Source organism: Pseudomonas sp. HMSC067G02 (assembly GCF_001813485.1).
In the GTDB taxonomy this organism is placed as follows: Bacteria; Pseudomonadota; Gammaproteobacteria; order Pseudomonadales; family Pseudomonadaceae; genus Pseudomonas; species Pseudomonas aeruginosa.
This window is the reverse complement of the sequence record NZ_KV812681.1, coordinates 19,448-38,594: the sequence shown is the minus strand read 5'-3', so window position 1 is coordinate 38,594 and position 19,147 is coordinate 19,448. Positions and strand designations below refer to the sequence as shown.

Here is a 19,147-nt window from a genome sequence, read left to right as displayed (position 1 = left end):
GCTGCGCGGTCATTTAGAACTTGTAGTTGGCGCCCAGGTAGAATTGCGAGCTGCTGTGCAGGTCCAGGGAGCCCAGCTTGTTGCCGCCATGCGGGGTCATCTCGGTGCTGGCGTTGGTGCGCAGGTAACGATAGCCGCCTTCGATCGAGGCATTCTTGCTCAGCTCCTGCAGGATACCGGCCTGCAGCCCGGCAGCGTAGCCGACATCGCTGTCGCGCTTGAAGCCCTTGCCGTCCTGTTCCAGCTTGACCAGGCCGAGGGTGGCACCGCCGAACAGCTTGGTGTTGTTGTCGCCGATCGGCAGGAAGGCGTCGTAGCTGCCGAGCAGGTTCTGCTGGCGCAGCTTGTTGCCGCTGCTGGTGTCGGAGATGTTCTCGTAGGTCGCGTAGTAGCGGCCCTGCTCGAACTGCTGGCCGGCGCGGATGCCCCAGGTGCCGGTGTTGTCGATCACCTTGTCGAGGTTCGGGCTGTTCAGGTTGCGGTTCAGCGACTTGGATTTCTGGATGTTGTTGCTGGTCTCGCCCCAGGTCAGGCCGACGAAGTTGTCGGCGGCCTGGACGCCGGCGGCGGAACCCAGCAGGGCGGTGGCGATGAAAAGAGTCTTGAGTGCTTTCATGGTGTTTCTCCGTTCTGCGAGAGTCGTGTCGTTCACGGCTTGCAGAGTACGGACAGGGTACTGAACCGCCCCTGAACGCTTGCTGAACCCGGGCTGAACGACTCGCGTTTGCCGGCGAACGCTCTGTTTCCAGGCTGCCGCGCGCCGGCTCGGCGAGGTTTTTGCCCGTACTGCAAGTAGGGTCTAGGCTTTCTACAGTCGCCTGCACAGAGGCTGGGCCAATGAACGAACAACCCGACCAGGGACGCGTCAAGGGCATGGAAGCCAGGCTCTTCCTGTTCCTCGTGATCTGCCTGTTCCCGCTGCTGTCCGTCGCCCTGGTCGGCGGCTTCGGTTTCTGCGTCTGGATGTACCAGCTACTGGCCGGCCCGCCCGGGCCGCCGGCCTGAGGTCGGGTATGAGCAGTCGCCGAGAGCTGTTCCGCCGCCTCGGCGGGCACCCGCCGACGCGGCGCCCGCCGTGGACCGCCGCCGACTTCGCCGAAGGCTGCACAGGCTGCGCCGCCTGCGTCGAGGCCTGCCCGGAAGGCGTGCTGAAGCTCGGCGCCGGTCGGCTCGTCGAACTCGACCTCTCCAGCGCCGGCTGCACGCTGTGCGGGGAATGCGCCAGCCGCTGCGAGGCCGGCCTGTTCGATGGCACGCGCCCGGCCTTCCCCTGGATCGCCGCGATCGGCGAAGCCTGCCTGGCCCTGGCCGGGATCCACTGCCGCAGTTGCCAGGACGCCTGCGAACCCGCCGCGATCCGTTTCCGCCCGGCCTCCGGCGGCGTCGCCCTGGCCGAGCTGGACAGCCAGCGCTGCAACGGCTGCGGCGCCTGCCTGGCGCCCTGTCCGAGCCAGGCCATCCAACTGCGCGCGCTATCCACCAAGGAGTTTCCACGACATGCCTGAAGCCCTGCAGATCGCCAGCCTCATCCTGCATTGCCGGCCCGAGCGACTGCCGGCGGTGAAGGCCAACCTGGCGCTGCTCGACGGCCTGGAGATCTACCAGGAAAGCCCGCAGGGCAAGCTGATCCTGGTGCTGGAAGCCGAACGCGAAGAACAGATTCTCGACACCCTGGGCCAGTTGCAGAACCTGCCAGGAGTGCTCAACGCCGTGCTGGTCTACCACGAGATCCTGCACGACGACGATAGCAACGACGCGGCGGCCATGACCGACCGCGCGATACCGTGCTCGCCCGAGGAGACAATCGATGAACCTCACCCGTCGTGAATTCGCCAAGGCCAACGCCGCCGCCATCGCCGCGGCGGCGGCCGGCCTGCCGATCCTGGTCCGCGCCAGCAACCTGGTGACCGAGGCGGACGTCACCAGCCTGGTCTGGAACAAGGCCCCCTGCCGCTTCTGCGGCACCGGTTGCAGCGTGATGGTCGCCACCCGCGACGGCCAGGTGGTGGCCACCCATGGCGACATCAAGGCCGAGGTCAACCGCGGGATCAACTGCGTGAAGGGCTACTTCCTGTCGAAGATCATGTACGGCAGCGACCGCCTGACCCGCCCGCTGCTGCGCATGAAGGACGGCAAGTTCGACAAGCAGGGCGAGTTCCAGCCGATCAGTTGGGAACAGGCCTTCGACATCATGGCCGAGAAGTTCAAGGCCGCGCTCAAGGCCAAGGGACCGGAGTCGGTCGGCATGTTCGGCTCCGGCCAGTGGACGGTCTGGGAAGGCTATGCGGCGAACAAGCTGTTCAAGGCCGGCCTGCGCAGCAACAACATCGACCCCAACGCCCGCCACTGCATGGCCTCGGCGGTGATGGGCTTCATGCGCAGCTTCGGCATGGACGAGCCGATGGGCTGCTACGACGACATCGAGGCCACCGACAGCTTCGTCCTCTGGGGCTCGAACATGGCCGAGATGCACCCGGTGCTCTGGTCGCGGGTCACCGACCGCCGGCTCAGCGCGCCGCAGGTCAAGGTCGCGGTGCTGTCCACCTTCGAGCACCGCAGCTTCGAGCTGGCCGACCTGCCCATGGTGTTCAAGCCGCAGACCGACCTGATCATCCTCAACTACATCGCCAACCACATCATCGAGAGCGGCGCGGTGAACCGCGACTTCGTCGAGCGCCACGTGCGCTTCGCCCATGGCGCCGAGGACATCGGCTACGGCCTGCGCCCGGACGACCCGCTGGAGAAGAAGGCGAAGAACGCCGACAAGGCCAACACCTGGAGCGACATCGACTTCAAGGCCTTCGCCGAGTTCGTCAAGCCCTATACCCTGGAGCGCACCGCGCGCGAAAGCGGCGTGCCCGCCGAGCGGCTGAAGGCCCTCGCCGAACTCTACGCCGACCCCAAGCGCAAGGTGGTGTCGTTCTGGACCATGGGCTTCAACCAGCACACCCGCGGGGTCTGGGCGAACAACCTGATCTACAACATCCACCTGCTCACCGGGAAGATCAGCGAACCGGGCAACAGCCCCTTCTCGCTCACCGGCCAGCCCTCGGCCTGCGGCACCGCGCGCGAGGTCGGCACCTTCTCCCACCGACTCCCCGCCGACCTGGTGGTGACCAACCCGAAGCACCGGGAAACCGCGGAGAAGATCTGGAAGGTGCCGGCCGGGACCATCCAGGAGAAGGTCGGCTTCCACGCCGTGCAGCAGAGCCGGATGCTCAAGGACGGCGTGCTCAACGTCTACTGGACCCAGGTCAGCAACAACATGCAGGCCGGTCCCAACGTGATGCAGGAAGTGCTGCCCGGCTGGCGCAACCCGGACAACTTCGTGATCGTCTCCGACGTCTACCCCACCGTCTCGGCCCAGGCCGCCGACCTGATCCTGCCCAGCGCCATGTGGGTGGAGAAGGAAGGCGCCTTCGGCAATGCCGAGCGCCGCACGCAGTTCTGGCACCAGTTGGTGAAGGCACCGGGCGAGGCGAAGTCCGACCTCTGGCAACTGGTGGAATTCTCCAAGCGCTTCACCACCGACGAGGTCTGGCCCGCGGAACTGCTGGCGAAGGCCCCCGAGCTGAAGGGCAAGACCCTCTACGACGTGCTGTTCCGCAACGGCCAGGTCGACCGCTTCCCGGCCAGCGACCTGGCCAAGGGCTACGCCAACGACGAGGTCGACGCATTCGGCTTCTATATCCAGAAGGGTCTGTTCGAGGAATACGCCGCCTTCGGTCGCGGCCACGGCCACGACCTCGCCCCCTTCGACGCCTACCACGAGGCGCGCGGCCTGCGCTGGCCGGTGGTGGACGGCAAGGAGACCCGCTGGCGCTACCGCGAGGGCTACGACCCCTACGTGAGCAAGGGCAGCGGCGTGCAGTTCTATGGCTATCCGGACAAGAAGGCGATCGTCTTCGCCCTGCCCTACGAGCCGCCGGCCGAGGCGCCGGACCAGGACTACCCGTTCTGGCTCGCCACCGGCCGGGTGCTCGAACACTGGCACACCGGGAGCATGACCGCGCGGGTCCCGGAGCTGTACAAGGCGGTGCCCGACGCGCTGGTCTACATGCACCCGGAGGATGCGCGCCAGCTCAAGCTGCGCCGCGGCAGCGAGGTCAAGGTGGTGAGCCGGCGCGGCGAGATCCGCGCGCGGGTCGAGACCCGCGGGCGCAACAAGCCGCCCCAGGGGCTGGTGTTCGTGCCGTTCTTCGACGCCAACAAGCTGATCAACAAGGTCACCCTGGACGCCACCGACCCGATTTCCAAGCAGACCGACTACAAGAAGTGCGCCGTTCGCATCGAACTGCTCAACCTGGCCTGAGGAGCGCGCCATGAAACCTCTGCTGACTGCCCTGCTCCTCGTCCTGCTCGGTGCCCCCGCGGCCTTCGCCGCCGACCTCGGCTACCCGCTGGACGCGCCCGCCCCCGACGGCCGCCGCCCCGGCGGCACGCTGGCCGAAAGCCGCCCCGCGCCGCCGCTGGCGGCCGAGGAAAACAAGGACCTGAAACGCGAGCGCAACTACCCCGAGCAGCCGCCGACCATTCCCCACAGCATCGTCGGCTATCGCATCGACAAGGACAGCAACAAGTGCCTGTCCTGCCACAGCCGCGCCAACAGCGCGCGAACCCAGGCGGTGATGATCAGCATCACCCACTACATGGACCGCGACGGCCAGCCGCTGGCCGCCGTCTCGCCGCGCCGCTACTTCTGCGTGCAGTGCCATGTGCCGCAACAGGACGTAAAGCCGCTGGTCGACAACCGCTTCGAGAACATCGACCAGATCCTCGAGAAAGAAGCCGCCAATGCGGCGCGCAAACCCTGAGGGAGGCCGCATGAAAGCACTCATCGCCTGGCTGGCCGGTTACTGGCGGGTCCTGCGTCGTCCCAGCGTGCATTTCAGCCTGGGCTTCCTCACCCTCGGCGGCTTCATCGCCGGGATCGTCTTCTGGGGCGGCTTCAACACCGCCCTGGAGGCGACCAACACCGAGACCTTCTGCATTTCCTGCCACGAGATGCGCGACAACGTGTTCGTCGAACTCAAGGACACCATCCACTACAGCAACCGTTCCGGAGTCCGCGCCACCTGTCCCGACTGTCACGTGCCACACAAGTGGACCGACAAGATCGCGCGCAAGATGCAGGCCTCCAAGGAGGTCTGGGGCAAGATCTTCGGCACCATCAACACCCGCGAGAAATTCCTCGACCACCGCCGCGAGCTGGCCGAGCACGAATGGGCGCGGCTCAAGGCCAACGATTCGCTGGAATGCCGCAACTGCCACAACTTCGAGTTCATGGACTTCACCCGGCAGAGCGTGCGCGCGCGGCAGATGCACTCCACCGCCCTGGCCAGCGGCGAAGCCACCTGCATCGACTGCCACAAGGGGATCGCCCACCACCTGCCGGACATGACCGGGGTGAAGGGCTGGTAGCGCCGCCCGCGGACCGGGCGGCGCGGCGCAATCAGGGCTGGGCGCCCTTCAGCGCCTCGAGGATCTTGCGCCCGGCGCGACCGTCGGCCGGGGTCAGGCCGAGGCGCTTCTGCTCGGCCTGGATCGCCTTGCGCGTGCTGGTGCCGATCAGCCCGTCGGCCTCGCCGATGTCGTAGCCGCGCGCCAGCAACGCCTTCTGCAATTGCTTGCGCTCGAGCCGGCTGATGCCCGGGTCGTCGGTCGGCCAGGACGCCACCAGGCCGCTGCCGCCGCGCAGGCGGTCGGAAAGCAGGGCAATGGCCAGCGCGTAGCTTTCCGCGGCGTTGTAGGAATAGATCGCATCGTAGTTGCGATAGACCAGGAAGGCCGGGCCCTGGGCCCCGGTCGGCAGGAGAATCGCGGCCTTCTCGTCGCCGCCCGGCAGCGGCTGGCCGTCGGCCCGCTTCACCCCGCGGGCGACCCAGGCCGACAGCGGCTGGCGCTTGCCGCGCCCGGCCAGGCTGGCGGGGAAGTCGGCCGGCACCTTCACTTCATAGCCCCACGGCTGTCCCGTGCGCCAGCCAGCCTTCTTCAGGTAGTTGGCGGTGGAACCGAGGGCATCCGGCACGCTGCCTACCAGGTCGCGACGACCGTCGCCGTCGAAGTCCACGGCGATCCGCGCGTAGGTCGATGGCATGAACTGGGTATGGCCGAAGGCCCCGGCCCAGGAGCCGGTGATGCCGGCGTCGCGGATGTCGCCGGCCTGCAACAGCTTCAGGGTGGCGAGGAACTCGCCCTGGAAGAACGACTGGCGGCGCCCGTAGCAGGACAGGGTCGACAGCGAGGTCAGCAGCGGACGCTTGCCGAAGATCCGCCCGTAGTCGCTTTCCACGCCCCACACCGCCACCACCGTGTACTTGTCCACGCCGTAGCGCGCGGCCACCTGGTCGAGCAGCTTGTCGTGCTGGGCGAGCATCGCCTTGCCATCGCTGACCCGCTGCTCGTCCACCAGGCCGGCCAGGTAGTCCCACAGCGGGGTGGTGAACTCCGGCTGCGCGTCGAGCAGGTCGAGCACGCTGAGGTCGGCCTGCAGGCCGCTGGTGAAGCGCTCATAACTGTCGGCGGAAATGCCCTGCGCCTGGGCCTTCTTCTGCAGGCCGGCGAGGCAGGAAGGGAAGCTCGAGGCGTCGGGTTGCGCCAGGGCCAGGGCGGGTAGCAGGGCCAGCGAGGAGAGAAGAAGGCTGCGCATGGGGTTTCCTTGTACGGTGAACGGTCATCCATGGCACCGGCGGGCTTCCCCCGGCGCCGAAGGCCTGGTGGCCTGTACGGTTGACTCGGTGATCGGCGTTCGACTGGTCGAGTCAGCCACACGGGCCACTAGCCTACCGTCCCGCCGGGTGCGGCGCCATCTCCGCCCTGAAAGGCGGGTGAAACCTTGCTCGGGCAGACTGGCGACGGAATACGCATGCCGGGTGTCTCGCGGCCGATCCGCCGCGTCACATCCGTGCCCGAACGCGCTGCGCCACCCGCGCGTCCGTTTTCCGGGCACTGGCCGGGCGTTCGCCTGTCCAAGCAGTGTTCCCCGCCTCCGTCCACAAGCCGGAGCCGGCCCCGACGGTCCCAGACCACCGCAGGAAAGCCGGGCGGCCGCCACCCGCCACCGCCCCGGGCTTTCCACCCTCACTACACGTTTCGGAGTACAACCTTGATCCACTGGTTGAGCGACCCGACGTTCTGGACAGCCCTGCTGCAGATCGTCGCCATCGATATCCTCCTGGGCGGCGACAATGCCGTAGTCATCGCCCTCGCCTGCCGGCACCTGCCGGCGCACCGGCGCAAGCAGGCGATCTTCGGCGGCGTCGCCGGCGCCATCCTGATCCGCATCCTGCTGCTGTTCTTCGCCCTGCACCTGCTCGACCTGCCCTACCTCAAGGCGATCGGCGCGCTCCTGCTGCTGTGGATCGGCATCAAGCTGCTGCTGCCGGAGGAGGAGGACGGCGACGACATCAAGGGCAGCACCCACCTGCTCGGCGCGATCAAGACCATCATCATCGCCGACGCGGTGATGAGCCTGGACAACGTCATCGCCCTGTCCGCCGCCTCGGCCGGGGATTTCTTCCTGGTCTCCCTGGGCGTGCTGATCAGCATCCCGATCATCGTCTGGGGCAGCCAGCTGATCCTGCGCCTGATCGACCGCTTCCCGCTGATCATCCTCTTCGGCGGCGGCCTGCTCGGCTGGATCGCCGGCGGCATGCTGCTCACCGACAGCGCGCTGAAACCCTGGCTGGCGCCCTACGCGCAATGGGATTCCTACCTGCACTACGGTGCGGCGGCCTTCGGCGCGCTGTTCGTGATCCTCCTCGGTAGCCTCCTGGCGCGCCGCCAGTTGAAGCAGCGGCATGCCGCGCCGACGGCCGCCGCCGAAAGCGAAGGCCGCTAAGAGCGACGGGGCGCCCAGGGGCGCCCCGTCCTCTTTCTCCGTCTCAGATATTGGTGCTCGCCGGGATCCGGCTCGGCAACAGGTACTCGTAGGGCCTGCGGCGCGCCTGGTTGCGCGTGCGAATGGTCGCCTCGATCTCTTTCAGACGTGCCTGGAAGCGCTCCAGCGGGCCGCCGCTGGCGGTCACCCGCCTGTCCGAGAACACCGGCGCGTAGGGGAACCCGGTCTGCCGGTAGTCGCCGAGGCGACCGTGGTAGACCGAACCGAGCAGGTGATAGATGTTCACCTTCTCCAGCGCCACCAGGGTCGGCGGCATCATCTTCAACCAGTCGGCCTCGCTCTTGCCGCTCGGCGAGTCCGGTGCCGGCGCCGCGCTCATGGCGCAGATCGCTGGCGCGTAGGTCATCATCGAAGGCTGGGGAAAATTGACCGCCGCATGCTGCGCGGAGGCGGTGAAGATCACCATGGTCAGCACCTCGACCAGTTGGCTGCGACCGGTGATCGGGCGGAGCCCGGCCACCTTGCCGCTGCCGATCACTTCGCCGACCCAGGCCGCCAGTTCGACGTCACCGATGACGTCGCCGTCGCTGGCGTAGTACACCGCCACGTAGTCGGCCGCCCACTGGCGGATCGCATTCCACACCAGCAGGCCGTCGTCGCGGTAGGGGTAGTCCGGTAACGCGGCCGGGTCGTCGACGTTCCGCGCCTTCAGGCTCTCCGGCAACATGCCGCGGTAGAAGTCGAACCCCAGCCGGTTGCCGCCGGCGGTGGCCTGGGTGTCCTGGATCGGCGCGGCGAACATCACGTCGATGAAGCCCGCGCTGGGCAACAGGATCCGCGCCGCCCCCTCGTTGATGAACAGGGTGCCCTCGAAGTGCGGGGCGAGCAGGACGTGCAGCGGATGGCTGGGCGCCAGGGTGCGCTGGGTGGCCAGGCAGAACGCCTCGCTCACCAGGTGGGTCTGGGCCAGGTGGACGAACATCTCGTGGTAGTTCTCCTCGGCGACCTGGACCACCGTCTTGGCCATCTGCCAACCCCAGTACAGATCACTCTCCGACTCGGCGGGACGCACGAACATCGGATGGGTAGCGGGGTCCTGGCCGCACTGGATGGCCACCGGCAATAGCCTCGCCCGATCCTTGCCAAGGGCGAACAGGGCGATCGGCGCATAGGCGAAGCCCGTCCCGGTGAGCAGTTTGTCCACCGCTCCCGACGGCGCCAGCTTGCCCAGCTCGGCGTAGTCCAGCAGGTACAGGCGGCGGCTGGCGGCGGCCTCCAGCAAGCTGTCGTCGGCGCCCATCACCCGGCGGAACTGCTCTTCGCCCAGCGGAAAGTTGGCCGGCAGCGCATCGACGCGGCGGATCAGCAGCGGATTAGGCCCGGCCACCCGCCAGTAGGCGAACGCTTCGTCGTCACGGAAGCTGTCGGCGACCTCCGGCAGGCGCAGGGTGCCGAACACCGCGCGGAAGCGATTCAGGCCGTCGCCCTGTCCACCCTGGGTAACCAGGTTGCTGGCGCTCTTGAGGATGTCGTCGACCAGCAGGCCGACCCGCGTCAGCAAGGCGATCACCCGCGTCTGCAATTCCGTGAAGCGCAGCAGCAGGCTGCCGGCCGCGGCCGGATCGTTCTTCGCCTCCTCCAGCAACGCCTCGTGGACCTGGCGCGCCGCTTCCAGATCGCCGCTGAGCCCGGCGGCGATCCGCTCGAACTGCGCGGCGGCCGACGCCGGCAACGAGGCGACGAAATTGACGATCAGCTCGACGATCACCCCGGCGGTCTTCAACAGCCAGTCGACATTCGGCAACTCGCCCAGCGGCACCGAGCGGGCCATCGGCACGCCTTTGACATTGGCGAAGTTCTCGGTCCAGACATATACCAGTTTCTTGCTGGTCAATACCGCACGCCGCGCCAACTTTCCGGCCAGGTTGTCATATTGCGGCAAACTCGGCGGAATCAGGTTGTCCAGCAAACTTCGCGAGGCATCGATAGATCGCTGTTGTTCCGCCCCGAGGTATTTCAAGGGCGAAAAGAATATCGAGTCATTGGCCAGTGCGGTTCCACTCAGGGCGACACCCGACAAGAGCACACTCCTGCGTTTCATATCATCGACTCCATCAATGCATTAACCAGGAACGACTCGATGCCTGAGCATCGAATCGCTCTTTCAACAGGTTGCGATCAGCTGTAAAGCCCTTCGCCGCTTTCCTTGTTGTAATGCAACGGAACATTGTGGTTGTCGGTCCCGCCGAGAATCTTGCCGACGGTGATCGCCGCCACCGAAGGCACCTGGAAGGCCAGCAGGTCGACCAGCTCGTGGGTACGGTTGAGGCCGATGGCGCTGGCCGCGTTGCCGATGCTGGAGAACAGCGGCGAGTTCAGGAAGGAGTTGGCCGCGTAGACGCCATTGATGATGGCATCGCCCAGGAAAGTCCCGGCGCCAGAAACTTGTTCGATTTCACCCACACTTAGAACCGCCAGGGCATTCACCTGATTTTTCATGTCTGAATCTCCACGTATTCAAATGATCGAAACGAATGGTTCTCGCTGAAAACAGCAAAGAAACCTGTACGTCCGAACTTCTTCGGAACGTGGAGAAAGCAATAGCGAGAGGGAAAATCGGCAATAAGCTGACGCTTCGCACAGTTGACAGGAAAAGCCTGAAACAATAGTTATCCACAATAATTATTGACGGCAAACTTTTGACTTGCAAAGAACTACGCCGGACAACGGCAATAGCCGATTTTATCCCGCCAGGCCTCGACCCATTGTGCAAACCCGGCAGGGCGTTGCGCAGAACGTGGCATTTATTCGGGGCGATCCGCCAAGGCGATTTCATGTACTGAAGTACCAGAATCAGCGGATCGTGAGACCTATTTCCCCTTGGAACGATACGGATATTTTTTCCCGCGCCCGGTTTCCTCTCTTCCGCGCCTGCCAGATCTGGCAGTTGCAAAATGCCACGGCAACGCGCAGTCCGCGGCGCAGACGCCTCGACCGCTCATTGATGGCTAACGCGCAGCTCGCTGAACGTCGCCCGCCCGCCCTCGCTGGACGGCCCGCGGTTGTCCTGTAGATAGAGTCCGGCCTTGAAATAGAGGCCCTGGTAGGCCCACTGCGGGTCCAGTTGCTGCTCCAGGGCGCTGCCATTCACCGACACGCTGAGCAATCCGCTGCGAGACACGCCGATGCGGTAGCTGAACGACTGGCCGAGAGGAATCCCGTCCATCAGCGTGTAGGCCCTGGTCCCGCCATCGTCCGGCCGCTCGCGGACCAGCGCCTGGACCCGCCCCTGGTCGAGCCGCAACTGGTAGAGCAGCTTCACCAGAGGCGCGGCCTGGCCGCTATTGCTGCCATCGCTGTGGATCTGGCCGATGATCATGCGCCGGGTCGAGGGCACCGCCTCGATGCTCAGGGTCGCCTCCAGCCAGTTGTCGGCCCTGGCGTAACGCCAGTTGTAGGGCCTGCCGCTGGACAAGGTCTCGCGCAACTCGCTGCGCGGAAACTCGCTGTTGCGCGTGTGGCTGCCGTTGACCGGCACCCAGAAGCGAATGCCGTCGGCGGTGCGCTGGAAATAGTCGCTGCGGTAGTCGCGCTGCAATTGGCTGGTGGAGATGGTGATGGCCGGGCGGCCCTGGGGAATGGTCAGGTTCCAGGTACTCAGGTCAGGCATCCAGACGGTGTCCTAGCGAGGGGAAGGGACTCGCCCATAGGGTAGATGAGCGGCGCACCCTTTGCCTGGCCGAATGGCCCACGTTTGAGCGGCGCAAGGCCGGCACCGAGGGTTTTCCCCGCGTCCCGCGCACAAGCGTCTATCTTGATCGGGGACCCTTTCACGGAGAGATGCCATGCGCCTGTTCTGCGCCCTGCTGCTCATCGCCTGCGCCGCCAGCGCCCAGGCCGCTATCCAGACCCGCGAGATGCCTTACCGGAGCGCAGACGGCACGCGCATGGTCGGCTATTTCGCCTACGACGACAGCAAGCCGGGGATCCGCCCTGGGGTCATCGTGGTCCACGAATGGTGGGGGCTCAACGACTATGCCAAGCGCCGCGCCCGCGACCTCGCCGAACTCGGCTACAGCGCCCTGGCCATCGACATGTACGGCGAAGGCAAGCACACCGAGCACCCGCAGGACGCGATGACCTTCATGCAGGCCGCGACCCGGGATGCCGACGCCGCCAAGGCGCGCTTCCTCGCCGGCCTGGAACTGCTGAAGCGGCAACCGCAGACCGATCCCAGCCAGATCGCCGCGATCGGCTACTGCTTCGGCGGCAAGATCGTCCTCGACATGGCCCGCCAGGGCCTGCCGCTGGCCGGCGTGGCGAGCTTCCACGGCGCCCTCGGCACCGCCACCCCGGCCAGCAAGGGCAGCGTCAAGGCGAAGATCCTGGTGGAGCACGGCAGCGCCGACAGCCTGGTCCCGGCCAAGGACCTCGACGCCCTGAAACAGGAACTGAGCGCCGCCGGCGCCGACTACCGGGTGGTGATCCAGGACGGCGCCAAACACGGCTTCACCAACCCCGACGCCGACGCGCACAAGGGCCACGGCCTGGACATCGGCTACGACCGCCAGGCCGACCGACGCTCCTGGGCAGACCTGCAGGCGTTCCTCAAGGACATCTTCGGGCAGGGTTGAACCCAGCGCCGACGCATAAAAAAACGGGAGTCCCCGGAGGGACTCCCGTCTTGAAAGGTCGAGACAGGACAGTATCCCGTCATCAACAAACAACCTCACCTGCATTCCACTGGAATGCGCGGCGCAGTCTGTCAAAACCGGGCCTTGCGGTCCGTTTTCCTTTGTTGCGCTTTTGCAATCTTGTGTAAGCGTCGCGTGACTGGTGGGCCACGTCGGGAACCGGCACAATGCGCGCCATGAACGACCGTCTCCCCTCCTTCTGCACCCCGCTGGACGACCGCTGGCCGCTGCCCCTCGCGCTGCCCGGCGTGCAACTGCGCAGCACCCGCTTCGACCCGGCGCTGCTGCAACCCGGCGACTTCGCCCTGGCCGGCATCCAGCCGCCGGCGAACATCCTCCGCGCAGTGGCCAAGCGCCAGGCCGAGTTCCTCGCCGGGCGCCTCTGCGCACGCGCCGCCCTGTTCGCCCTCGATGGCCGCGCCCAGACGCCGGCCGTCGGCGAGGACCGCGCACCGGTCTGGCCGGCCGCGATCAGCGGCTCGATCACCCATGGCGACCGCTGGGCCGCCGCCCTGGTGGCGGCGCGCGGCGACTGGCGCGGGCTCGGCCTGGACGTGGAAACCCTGCTCGAAGCCGAACGGGCGCGCTACCTGCATGGCGAGATCCTCACCGAAGGCGAGCGCCTGCGCTTCGCCGACGACCTGGAGCGACGCACCGGCCTGCTGGTGACCCTGGCGTTCTCGCTGAAGGAAAGCCTGTTCAAGGCGCTCTATCCGCTGGTGGGCAAGCGCTTCTACTTCGAACATGCGGAACTGCTGGAATGGCGCGCCGACGGCCAGGCCCGGCTGCGCCTGCTCACCGACCTGTCGCCGGAGTGGCGCCACGGCAGCGAGCTGGATGCCCAGTTCGCCGTGCTCGACGAACGCCTGCTCAGCCTGGTGGCGGTCGGCGCCTGATCAGGCGTTCCCCGGCGTGCGCCGCGACGGCCGCAGCGCGCGGCCTTCCGCCAGGCGCTCGACGGCGCGGGCGGCGGCGACCATGCCGAAGGTGGCGGTGACCATCATCACTGCACCGAAGCCGCCGGCGCAGTCCAGCTTCACCCCTTCGCCGACGAAACTCTTCGACTGGCACACCGTGCCGTCCGGCTTCGGGTAGCGCAGCTGCTCGCTGGAGAACACGCAGGGCACGCTGTAGGTGCGCCCCGGCGTGCGCGAGAAGTTGTAGTCGCGGCGCAGGGTGGAACGCACCTTGGCCGCCAGCGGGTCGTTGAAGGTCTTGTTCAGGTCGGCGACCTGGATCTGCGTCGGGTCGACCTGGCCACCGGCGCCGCCGGTGGTGATCACCGGGATCTTGCGCCGCTTGCACCAGGCGATCAGCGCGGCCTTGGCGGCCACGCTGTCGATGCAGTCGATCAGGTAGTCGAAGTCGACGATGTACTCGGCCATGGTCTCGCGGGTGACGAAATCGGCCACCGCGTGGACCCGGCAGGCCGGGTTGATGGCCCGGATGCGCGCCGCCATCACCTCGACCTTGGCCTTGCCCACCGAGCCTTCGATGGCATGCACCTGGCGGTTGGTGTTGGTCACGCAGACATCATCGAGGTCGAACAGGGAAATCTCGCCGACGCCGCTGCGGGCCAGCGCTTCCGCCGCCCAGGAACCGACCCCGCCGATGCCGACCACCGCGACGTGGCTATCGGCCAGGCGTTGCAGCCCCTCGCGACCGTACAACCGGCCGATACCGCCGAAGCGCTGTTCATCCACCTGCATCACCAACCACCTCTGAAACCGAATCGCGGATTGCCGCGCGCATTATAAAAAGCCGCGGCCGCCGCGTCGCCTGCGTTCTTACGGCTCGTCGCGCAGGCCGGACTAGACTTGCAACAGACCCGCCGGCCCGGCGCCTGTACACCCCGGGGGGTGCGGGGTAGCATCCGCCGCCCCGTGTTCAGCGAAACATCCGGAACCTGGTTTCATCTCTATGTCTTCACGCAAGATCGGGCTCAACCTGGTGGTAATCGTCGCCCTGGCCGCCCTCTTCACCGGCATCTGGGCCCTGTACAACCGTCCGGTCAGCGTACCGGACTGGCCGGAACGCATCTCCGGCTTCTCCTTCTCGCCGTTCCGCCTCAACCAGAATCCGCAGAGCGGCCGCTACCCCAGCGCCGAACAGATGCGCGCCGACCTGGAACTGGTCGCCCGGCACACCCACAGCATCCGCACCTATTCGGTCCAGGGCGCGCTCGGCGACATCCCGGCGCTGGCCGAGGCGTTCGGCCTGCGCGTCAGCCTGGGCATCTGGCTCGGCCCGGACCTGGCCGGCAACGAGGCCGAGATCGCCCGCGCCATCCGCATCGCCAACGAGTCGCCGAGCGTGGTGCGGGTGATAGTCGGCAACGAGGCGCTGTTCCGCCGCGAGGTGACGGCGGAACAGTTGATCGCCTACCTCGACCGGGTCCGCGCGGCGGTCAAGGTTCCGGTGACCACCGCCGAACAGTGGCACGTCTACCGCGAACACCCGGAACTGGCGCAACACGTCGACCTGATCGCCGCCCACGTCCTGCCCTACTGGGAGGCTACGCCGGTGGCCGACGCGGTGGACTTCGTGCTCGAACGCGCGCGCGAACTCAAGGCCGCCTTCCCGAGGAAGCCGCTGCTGCTCGCCGAGGTCGGCTGGCCGAGCAACGGGCGCATGCGCGGCAGCGCCGAGGCGACACCCGCGGACCAGGCCATCTACCTGCGGCGCCTGACCAACGCGCTCAACGGCGAAGGCTACAGCTACTTCGTCATCGAAGCCTTCGACCAGCCCTGGAAGGTCAGCGCCGAAGGCTCGGTGGGCGCCTACTGGGGCGTCTACAACGCCGACCGCAAGGCCAAGTTCAACTTCACCGGGCCGGTGGTGCCGATTCCCAAGTGGCGCGCCCTGGCCATCGCCTCGGCGGTACTCGCGGTACTCGCCTTCACCCTGCTGCTGATCGACAGTTCCTCGCTGCGCCAGCGCGGGAGGACCTTCCTCGCCGTGGTCTCGTTCGCCTGCGCCTCGGTGCTGGTGTGGATCGCCTACGACTACAGCCAGCAGTACAGCACCTGGTTCAGCCTGACCGTCGGCGCGTTGCTGGGCGTCGGCGCGCTGGGGGTGGTCATCGTGCTGTTCACCGAGGCCCACGAGCTGGCCGAGGCGGTCTGGACGCGCAAGCGGCGCCGGCCATTCCTGCCGATCACCGCCGCGCAGGCCTATCGGCCCAAAGTGTCGATCCACGTACCCTGCTACAACGAGCCGCCGGAACTGCTGAAGCAGACCCTCGACGCCCTTGCCCGCCTCGACTACCCGGACTACGAAGTCCTGGTGATCGACAACAACACCCGCGACCCGGCCGTCTGGCAGCCGGTCGAGGCGCACTGCGCGCGCCTGGGCGAGCGCTTCCGCTTCTTCCACGTCGCCCCGCTGGAAGGCTTCAAGGCCGGCGCGCTGAACTTCGCCCTGGGCCACGTGGCGGCGGACGTCGAGGTGGTCGCGGTGATCGACGCCGACTACTGCGTCGACCCCGACTGGCTCAGGCACATGGTGCCGCACTTCGGCGACCCGCGGATCGCCGTGGTGCAGTCGCCGCAGGACTACCGCGACCAGCACGAGAGCGCCTTCAAGCGGCTCTGCTACGCCGAGTACAAGGGCTTCTTCCACATCGGCATGGTCACCCGCAACGACCGCGACGCGATCATCGAGCACGGCACCATGACCATGATCCGGCGCAGCGTGCTGGACGAGCTGAGATGGCCGGAATGGTGCATCACCGAAGACGCCGAGCTGGGCCTGCGGGTGTTCGAGAAGGGCCTGTCGGCCGCCTACTTCGAGCGCAGCTACGGCAAGGGGGTGATGCCCGATACCTTCATCGACTTCAAGAAGCAGCGCTTCCGCTGGGCCTACGGCGCGATCCAGATCATGAAGCGGCATACCGACGCCCTGCTGCGCGGCCGCGGTCCCGACGGCAGCCGCCTGACCCGCGGCCAGCGCTACCACTTCGTGGCCGGCTGGCTGCCGTGGATCGCCGACGGCCTGAACATCTTCTTCACCCTCGGCGCGCTGCTCTGGTCGGCGGCGATGATCATCGTGCCCAAGCGCGTCGACCCGCCGCTGCTGATCTTCGCGATCCTGCCGCTGGCCCTGTTCGCCTTCAAGGTCGGCAAGATCCTCTTCCTCTACCGGCGCACCGTCGGCGTCGACCTGCGCGACTCGTTCTTCGCCGCCCTCGCCGGCCTGTCGCTCTCGCACACCATCGCCAAGGCGGTGCTGTACGGCTTCGTCACCCGCGGCATCCCGTTCTTCCGCACGCCGAAGATGCGCTCCAGCCACGGCCTGCTGGTGGCCCTGGCGGAGGCCCGCGAGGAAGTCTTCGTGATGCTCCTGCTGTGGGGCGCGGCGGCCGGCATCGTGGCGGTTCAGGGCGTGCCGAGCCGCGACCTGCTGATCTGGGTCGCCATGCTCCTGGTGCAATCGTTGCCCTACCTGGCGGCGCTGGTCATGGCCTTGCTCTCGTCGCTGCCGAAACCGCGCGAGGAACTGGCCGGCGGCGCCGAGCAGATCGGCGGTTGAGGTCGGGCGAGGCGTCGGGACGGCCGGCCCCGCTCGCCTAAACGGCGTCCCTTCGCCCACGTTTATGCTTTAAGATTCCCCCTTTCCGCTCGACCCGCTCAGGATGCCCTCCCCATGACCGCCTCTTCGCCGAGTCTCTCGCCGACCCTCGAACTCGCCTGCGAGTTGATCCGCCGCCCCTCCGTCACGCCCCTCGACGCCGACTGCCAGGCCCTGATGATGCGCCGCCTGGAAGCCGCCGGCTTCGCCCTGGAGCCGATGCGCATCGAGGAGGTGGACAACTTCTGGGCACGGCGCGGCGGCGACGGCCCGGTGCTGTGCTTCGCCGGGCACACCGACGTGGTGCCCACCGGCCCGCTGCAGGCCTGGCAGCACCAACCCTTCGACGCCCTGATCGACGACCAGGGCATGCTCTGCGGGCGCGGCGCGGCGGACATGAAAGGCAGCCTGGCGTCGATGATCGTCGCCGTCGAGCGCTTCGTCGCCGACCACCCGGAGCACAAGGGCGCCATCGCCTTCCTCATCACCAGCGACGAGGAAGGCCCGGCCCACCACGGCACCAAGGCGGTGGTCGAACGCCTCGCCGCACGCGGCGAGCGCCTGGACTGGTGCATCGTCGGCGAACCGTCGAGCACCAGCCTGGTCGGCGACGTGGTGAAGAACGGCCGCCGCGGCTCCCTTGGCGCCAAGCTGACCATCCGCGGCGTACAGGGCCATGTGGCCTACCCGCACCTGGCGAAGAACCCGATCCACCTGGCCGCCCCGGCGCTGGCCGAACTGGCGGCGGAACACTGGGACGACGGCAATGCCTTCTTCCCGCCGACCAGCTTCCAGGTTTCCAACCTGAACTCCGGCACCGGCGCCACCAACGTCATCCCCGGTGAACTGACCGCGCTGTTCAACTTCCGCTTCTCCACCGAATCCACCGTCGAAGGCCTGCAGAAACGCGTCGAGGCGATCCTCGACAAGCACGGCCTGGACTGGCACGTCGAATGGGCGCTGTCCGGCCTGCCGTTCCTCACCGAGCCGGGCGAACTGCTCGATGCGGTGGCCGCCAGCATCAGGGCGGTCACCGGCCGCGAGACCCAGCCCTCGACCAGCGGCGGCACCTCCGACGGACGCTTCATCGCCACCATGGGCACCCAGGTGGTCGAACTCGGCCCGGTCAACGCCACCATCCACCAGGTCAACGAGCGGGTCCTGGCCAGCGACCTGGAGCTGCTCACCGAAATCTACTACCAGACCCTGGTGAGGCTGCTCGCCTGATGCTGATCTGCCCGCTCTGCTCCGCCGCCCTGGGCGAGGTCGACAACGGCGTCGCCTGCCCCGCCGGGCACCGCTTCGACCGCGCCCGCCAGGGCTACCTGAACCTGCTGCCGGTGCAGCATAAGAAAAGCCTCGATCCGGGCGACAACGCCGCCATGGTCGAGGCCCGTCGCCAGTTCCTCGGCGCCGGCCACTACGCGCCGCTGGCCCGGCGCCTGGCCGAACTGGCCGTCGAACGCGCGCCGCGACGCTGGCTGGATATCGGCTGCGGCGAGGGCTACTACAGCGCCCGGCTCGGCGAAGCCCTGGCCGGCGCCGAGGGCTACGCCCTGGATATCTCCCGCGAGGCGGTGAAACGCGCCTGCCGCCGCGCGCCGCAGTTGTCCTGGCTGGTGGCGAGCATGGCCCGGCTGCCGCTAGCCGACGCCAGTTGCGAGCTGATCGCCAGCGTGTTCAGCCCGATCGACTGGAACGAAGCCGTGCGCGTCCTCGCCCCCGGCGGCGGCGTACTGCGCCTGGGCCCGGCCAGCGCGCACCTGCTGGAACTGCGCCAGCGGCTCTATGACGACGTGCGCGACTACGCCGACGACAAGCACCTCGCCGGCCTGCCCGCGCAACTGAGCCTGCGCCACACCGAGACCCTCGAGTTCCGCCTGGCGCTGGACAGCTACGACGCGCGGGAAAACCTCCTGGCCATGACCCCGCACGGCTGGCGGGTCAACCCCGAGCGCCGCGCGCGAATCCTGGCCGAACCCTTCGAAGTCAGCGTGGCGGTGCGCTACGATTGGCTGCAACGCGACTGACCGTCCCCGAGGAC

General features: G+C 67.4%; 18 protein-coding genes. 12 read left to right on the top strand and 6 right to left on the bottom strand.

Annotated elements, in window-relative coordinates:
* Positions 1-13: 13 nt before the first annotated feature.
* Positions 14-616 carry an outer membrane protein gene (locus tag HMPREF2914_RS14970; RefSeq protein WP_003082431.1) on the bottom strand — a complete coding sequence of 201 codons (603 nt, stop codon included), beginning with the start codon at positions 614-616 and terminating at the stop codon, positions 14-16.
* Between the two features lie 221 nt (positions 617-837).
* On the opposite strand from HMPREF2914_RS14970, the gene napE reads away from it, so the two are divergent.
* Genes napE through HMPREF2914_RS14940 form a run of 6 tightly spaced genes read left to right on the top strand, consistent with a single transcriptional unit; the run spans position 838 to position 5,421 of the window.
* A complete protein-coding gene (gene napE / locus HMPREF2914_RS14965; protein WP_003082429.1) occupies positions 838-1,005 on the top strand; it encodes a periplasmic nitrate reductase, NapE protein in 168 nt (55 codons plus the stop codon).
* An 8-nt stretch (positions 1,006-1,013) separates the two neighbouring features.
* The gene (napF, locus tag HMPREF2914_RS14960; RefSeq protein ID WP_023092103.1) at positions 1,014-1,505 is read left to right on the top strand and encodes a ferredoxin-type protein NapF; all 492 of its coding nucleotides are present in this window, start codon (positions 1,014-1,016) and stop codon (positions 1,503-1,505) included.
* On the top strand, positions 1,498-1,827 hold the full coding sequence (locus HMPREF2914_RS14955; protein WP_003082422.1) for a chaperone NapD: 330 nt from the start codon (positions 1,498-1,500) through the stop codon (positions 1,825-1,827). The genes napF and HMPREF2914_RS14955 overlap by 8 nt, the downstream gene beginning before the upstream one ends.
* Positions 1,808-4,312, top strand: coding sequence for a nitrate reductase catalytic subunit NapA (gene napA / locus HMPREF2914_RS14950; protein ID WP_003107632.1), 2,505 nt, complete (start codon positions 1,808-1,810; stop codon positions 4,310-4,312). The genes HMPREF2914_RS14955 and napA overlap by 20 nt, the downstream gene beginning before the upstream one ends.
* 10 nt (positions 4,313-4,322) lie before the next feature.
* Complete coding sequence (locus HMPREF2914_RS14945; protein ID WP_003082414.1) at positions 4,323-4,814, top strand: nitrate reductase cytochrome c-type subunit; 492 nt, start codon at positions 4,323-4,325, stop codon at positions 4,812-4,814.
* A gap of 10 nt (positions 4,815-4,824) precedes the next feature.
* Positions 4,825-5,421, top strand: coding sequence for a cytochrome c3 family protein (locus HMPREF2914_RS14940; protein ID WP_003082412.1), 597 nt, complete (start codon positions 4,825-4,827; stop codon positions 5,419-5,421).
* Between the two features lie 31 nt (positions 5,422-5,452).
* Here HMPREF2914_RS14940 and HMPREF2914_RS14935 read toward each other — a convergent pair whose 3' ends face one another.
* Positions 5,453-6,649 (bottom strand): lytic murein transglycosylase, encoded by a 1,197-nt coding sequence (locus HMPREF2914_RS14935; RefSeq protein ID WP_003133821.1) that lies wholly within the window; start codon positions 6,647-6,649, stop codon positions 5,453-5,455.
* 456 nt (positions 6,650-7,105) lie between these two features.
* Between HMPREF2914_RS14935 and HMPREF2914_RS14930 the strand changes: the two genes are divergently transcribed.
* Positions 7,106-7,840 carry a TerC family protein gene (locus tag HMPREF2914_RS14930; protein ID WP_009315477.1) on the top strand — a complete coding sequence of 245 codons (735 nt, stop codon included), beginning with the start codon at positions 7,106-7,108 and terminating at the stop codon, positions 7,838-7,840.
* A gap of 43 nt (positions 7,841-7,883) precedes the next feature.
* On the opposite strand, the gene HMPREF2914_RS14925 is transcribed toward HMPREF2914_RS14930, so the two are convergent.
* The 3 genes from HMPREF2914_RS14925 to HMPREF2914_RS14915 all read right to left on the bottom strand — a co-directional run bounded on the left by HMPREF2914_RS14925 (position 7,884) and on the right by HMPREF2914_RS14915 (position 11,510).
* Positions 7,884-9,941, bottom strand: a complete 2,058-nt coding sequence (locus HMPREF2914_RS14925) for a lipoxygenase LoxA (protein WP_023092104.1) — start codon at positions 9,939-9,941, stop codon at positions 7,884-7,886.
* A gap of 77 nt (positions 9,942-10,018) precedes the next feature.
* Positions 10,019-10,339, bottom strand: a complete 321-nt coding sequence (locus HMPREF2914_RS14920) for a hypothetical protein (protein ID WP_003082401.1) — start codon at positions 10,337-10,339, stop codon at positions 10,019-10,021.
* 499 nt (positions 10,340-10,838) lie between these two features.
* The gene (locus HMPREF2914_RS14915; protein ID WP_019486594.1) at positions 10,839-11,510 is read right to left on the bottom strand and encodes a polysaccharide lyase family 7 protein; all 672 of its coding nucleotides are present in this window, start codon (positions 11,508-11,510) and stop codon (positions 10,839-10,841) included.
* A gap of 175 nt (positions 11,511-11,685) precedes the next feature.
* Here HMPREF2914_RS14915 and HMPREF2914_RS14910 point away from each other — a divergent pair, with 175 nt between their 5' ends.
* Together HMPREF2914_RS14910 and HMPREF2914_RS14905 are read left to right on the top strand one after the other, a co-directional pair.
* Entirely contained in the window at positions 11,686-12,474 is a 789-nt protein-coding gene (locus HMPREF2914_RS14910; RefSeq protein WP_019486595.1) for a dienelactone hydrolase family protein, read from the top strand.
* Between the two features lie 227 nt (positions 12,475-12,701).
* The gene (locus HMPREF2914_RS14905; protein WP_023092105.1) at positions 12,702-13,430 is read left to right on the top strand and encodes a 4'-phosphopantetheinyl transferase family protein; all 729 of its coding nucleotides are present in this window, start codon (positions 12,702-12,704) and stop codon (positions 13,428-13,430) included.
* Here the strand turns inward: HMPREF2914_RS14905 and tcdA are convergent, their stop codons facing one another.
* Positions 13,431-14,243: a tRNA cyclic N6-threonylcarbamoyladenosine(37) synthase TcdA gene (gene tcdA / locus HMPREF2914_RS14900; protein WP_003086553.1), complete on the bottom strand. Its 813-nt coding sequence runs from the start codon at positions 14,241-14,243 to the stop codon at positions 13,431-13,433.
* 211 nt (positions 14,244-14,454) lie between these two features.
* Between tcdA and ndvB the strand changes: the two genes are divergently transcribed.
* From ndvB to HMPREF2914_RS14885, 3 genes are all read left to right on the top strand, one after another.
* Positions 14,455-17,064, top strand: coding sequence for a glycosyltransferase NdvB (gene ndvB, locus HMPREF2914_RS14895; protein ID WP_003140539.1), 2,610 nt, complete (start codon positions 14,455-14,457; stop codon positions 17,062-17,064).
* Between the two features lie 114 nt (positions 17,065-17,178).
* On the top strand, positions 17,179-18,330 hold the full coding sequence (gene dapE, locus HMPREF2914_RS14890) for a succinyl-diaminopimelate desuccinylase (RefSeq protein WP_003082377.1): 1,152 nt from the start codon (positions 17,179-17,181) through the stop codon (positions 18,328-18,330).
* A complete protein-coding gene (locus tag HMPREF2914_RS14885) occupies positions 18,330-19,133 on the top strand; it encodes a putative RNA methyltransferase (protein ID WP_003140543.1) in 804 nt (267 codons plus the stop codon). The genes dapE and HMPREF2914_RS14885 overlap by 1 nt, the downstream gene beginning before the upstream one ends.
* Positions 19,134-19,147 lie beyond the last annotated feature (14 nt).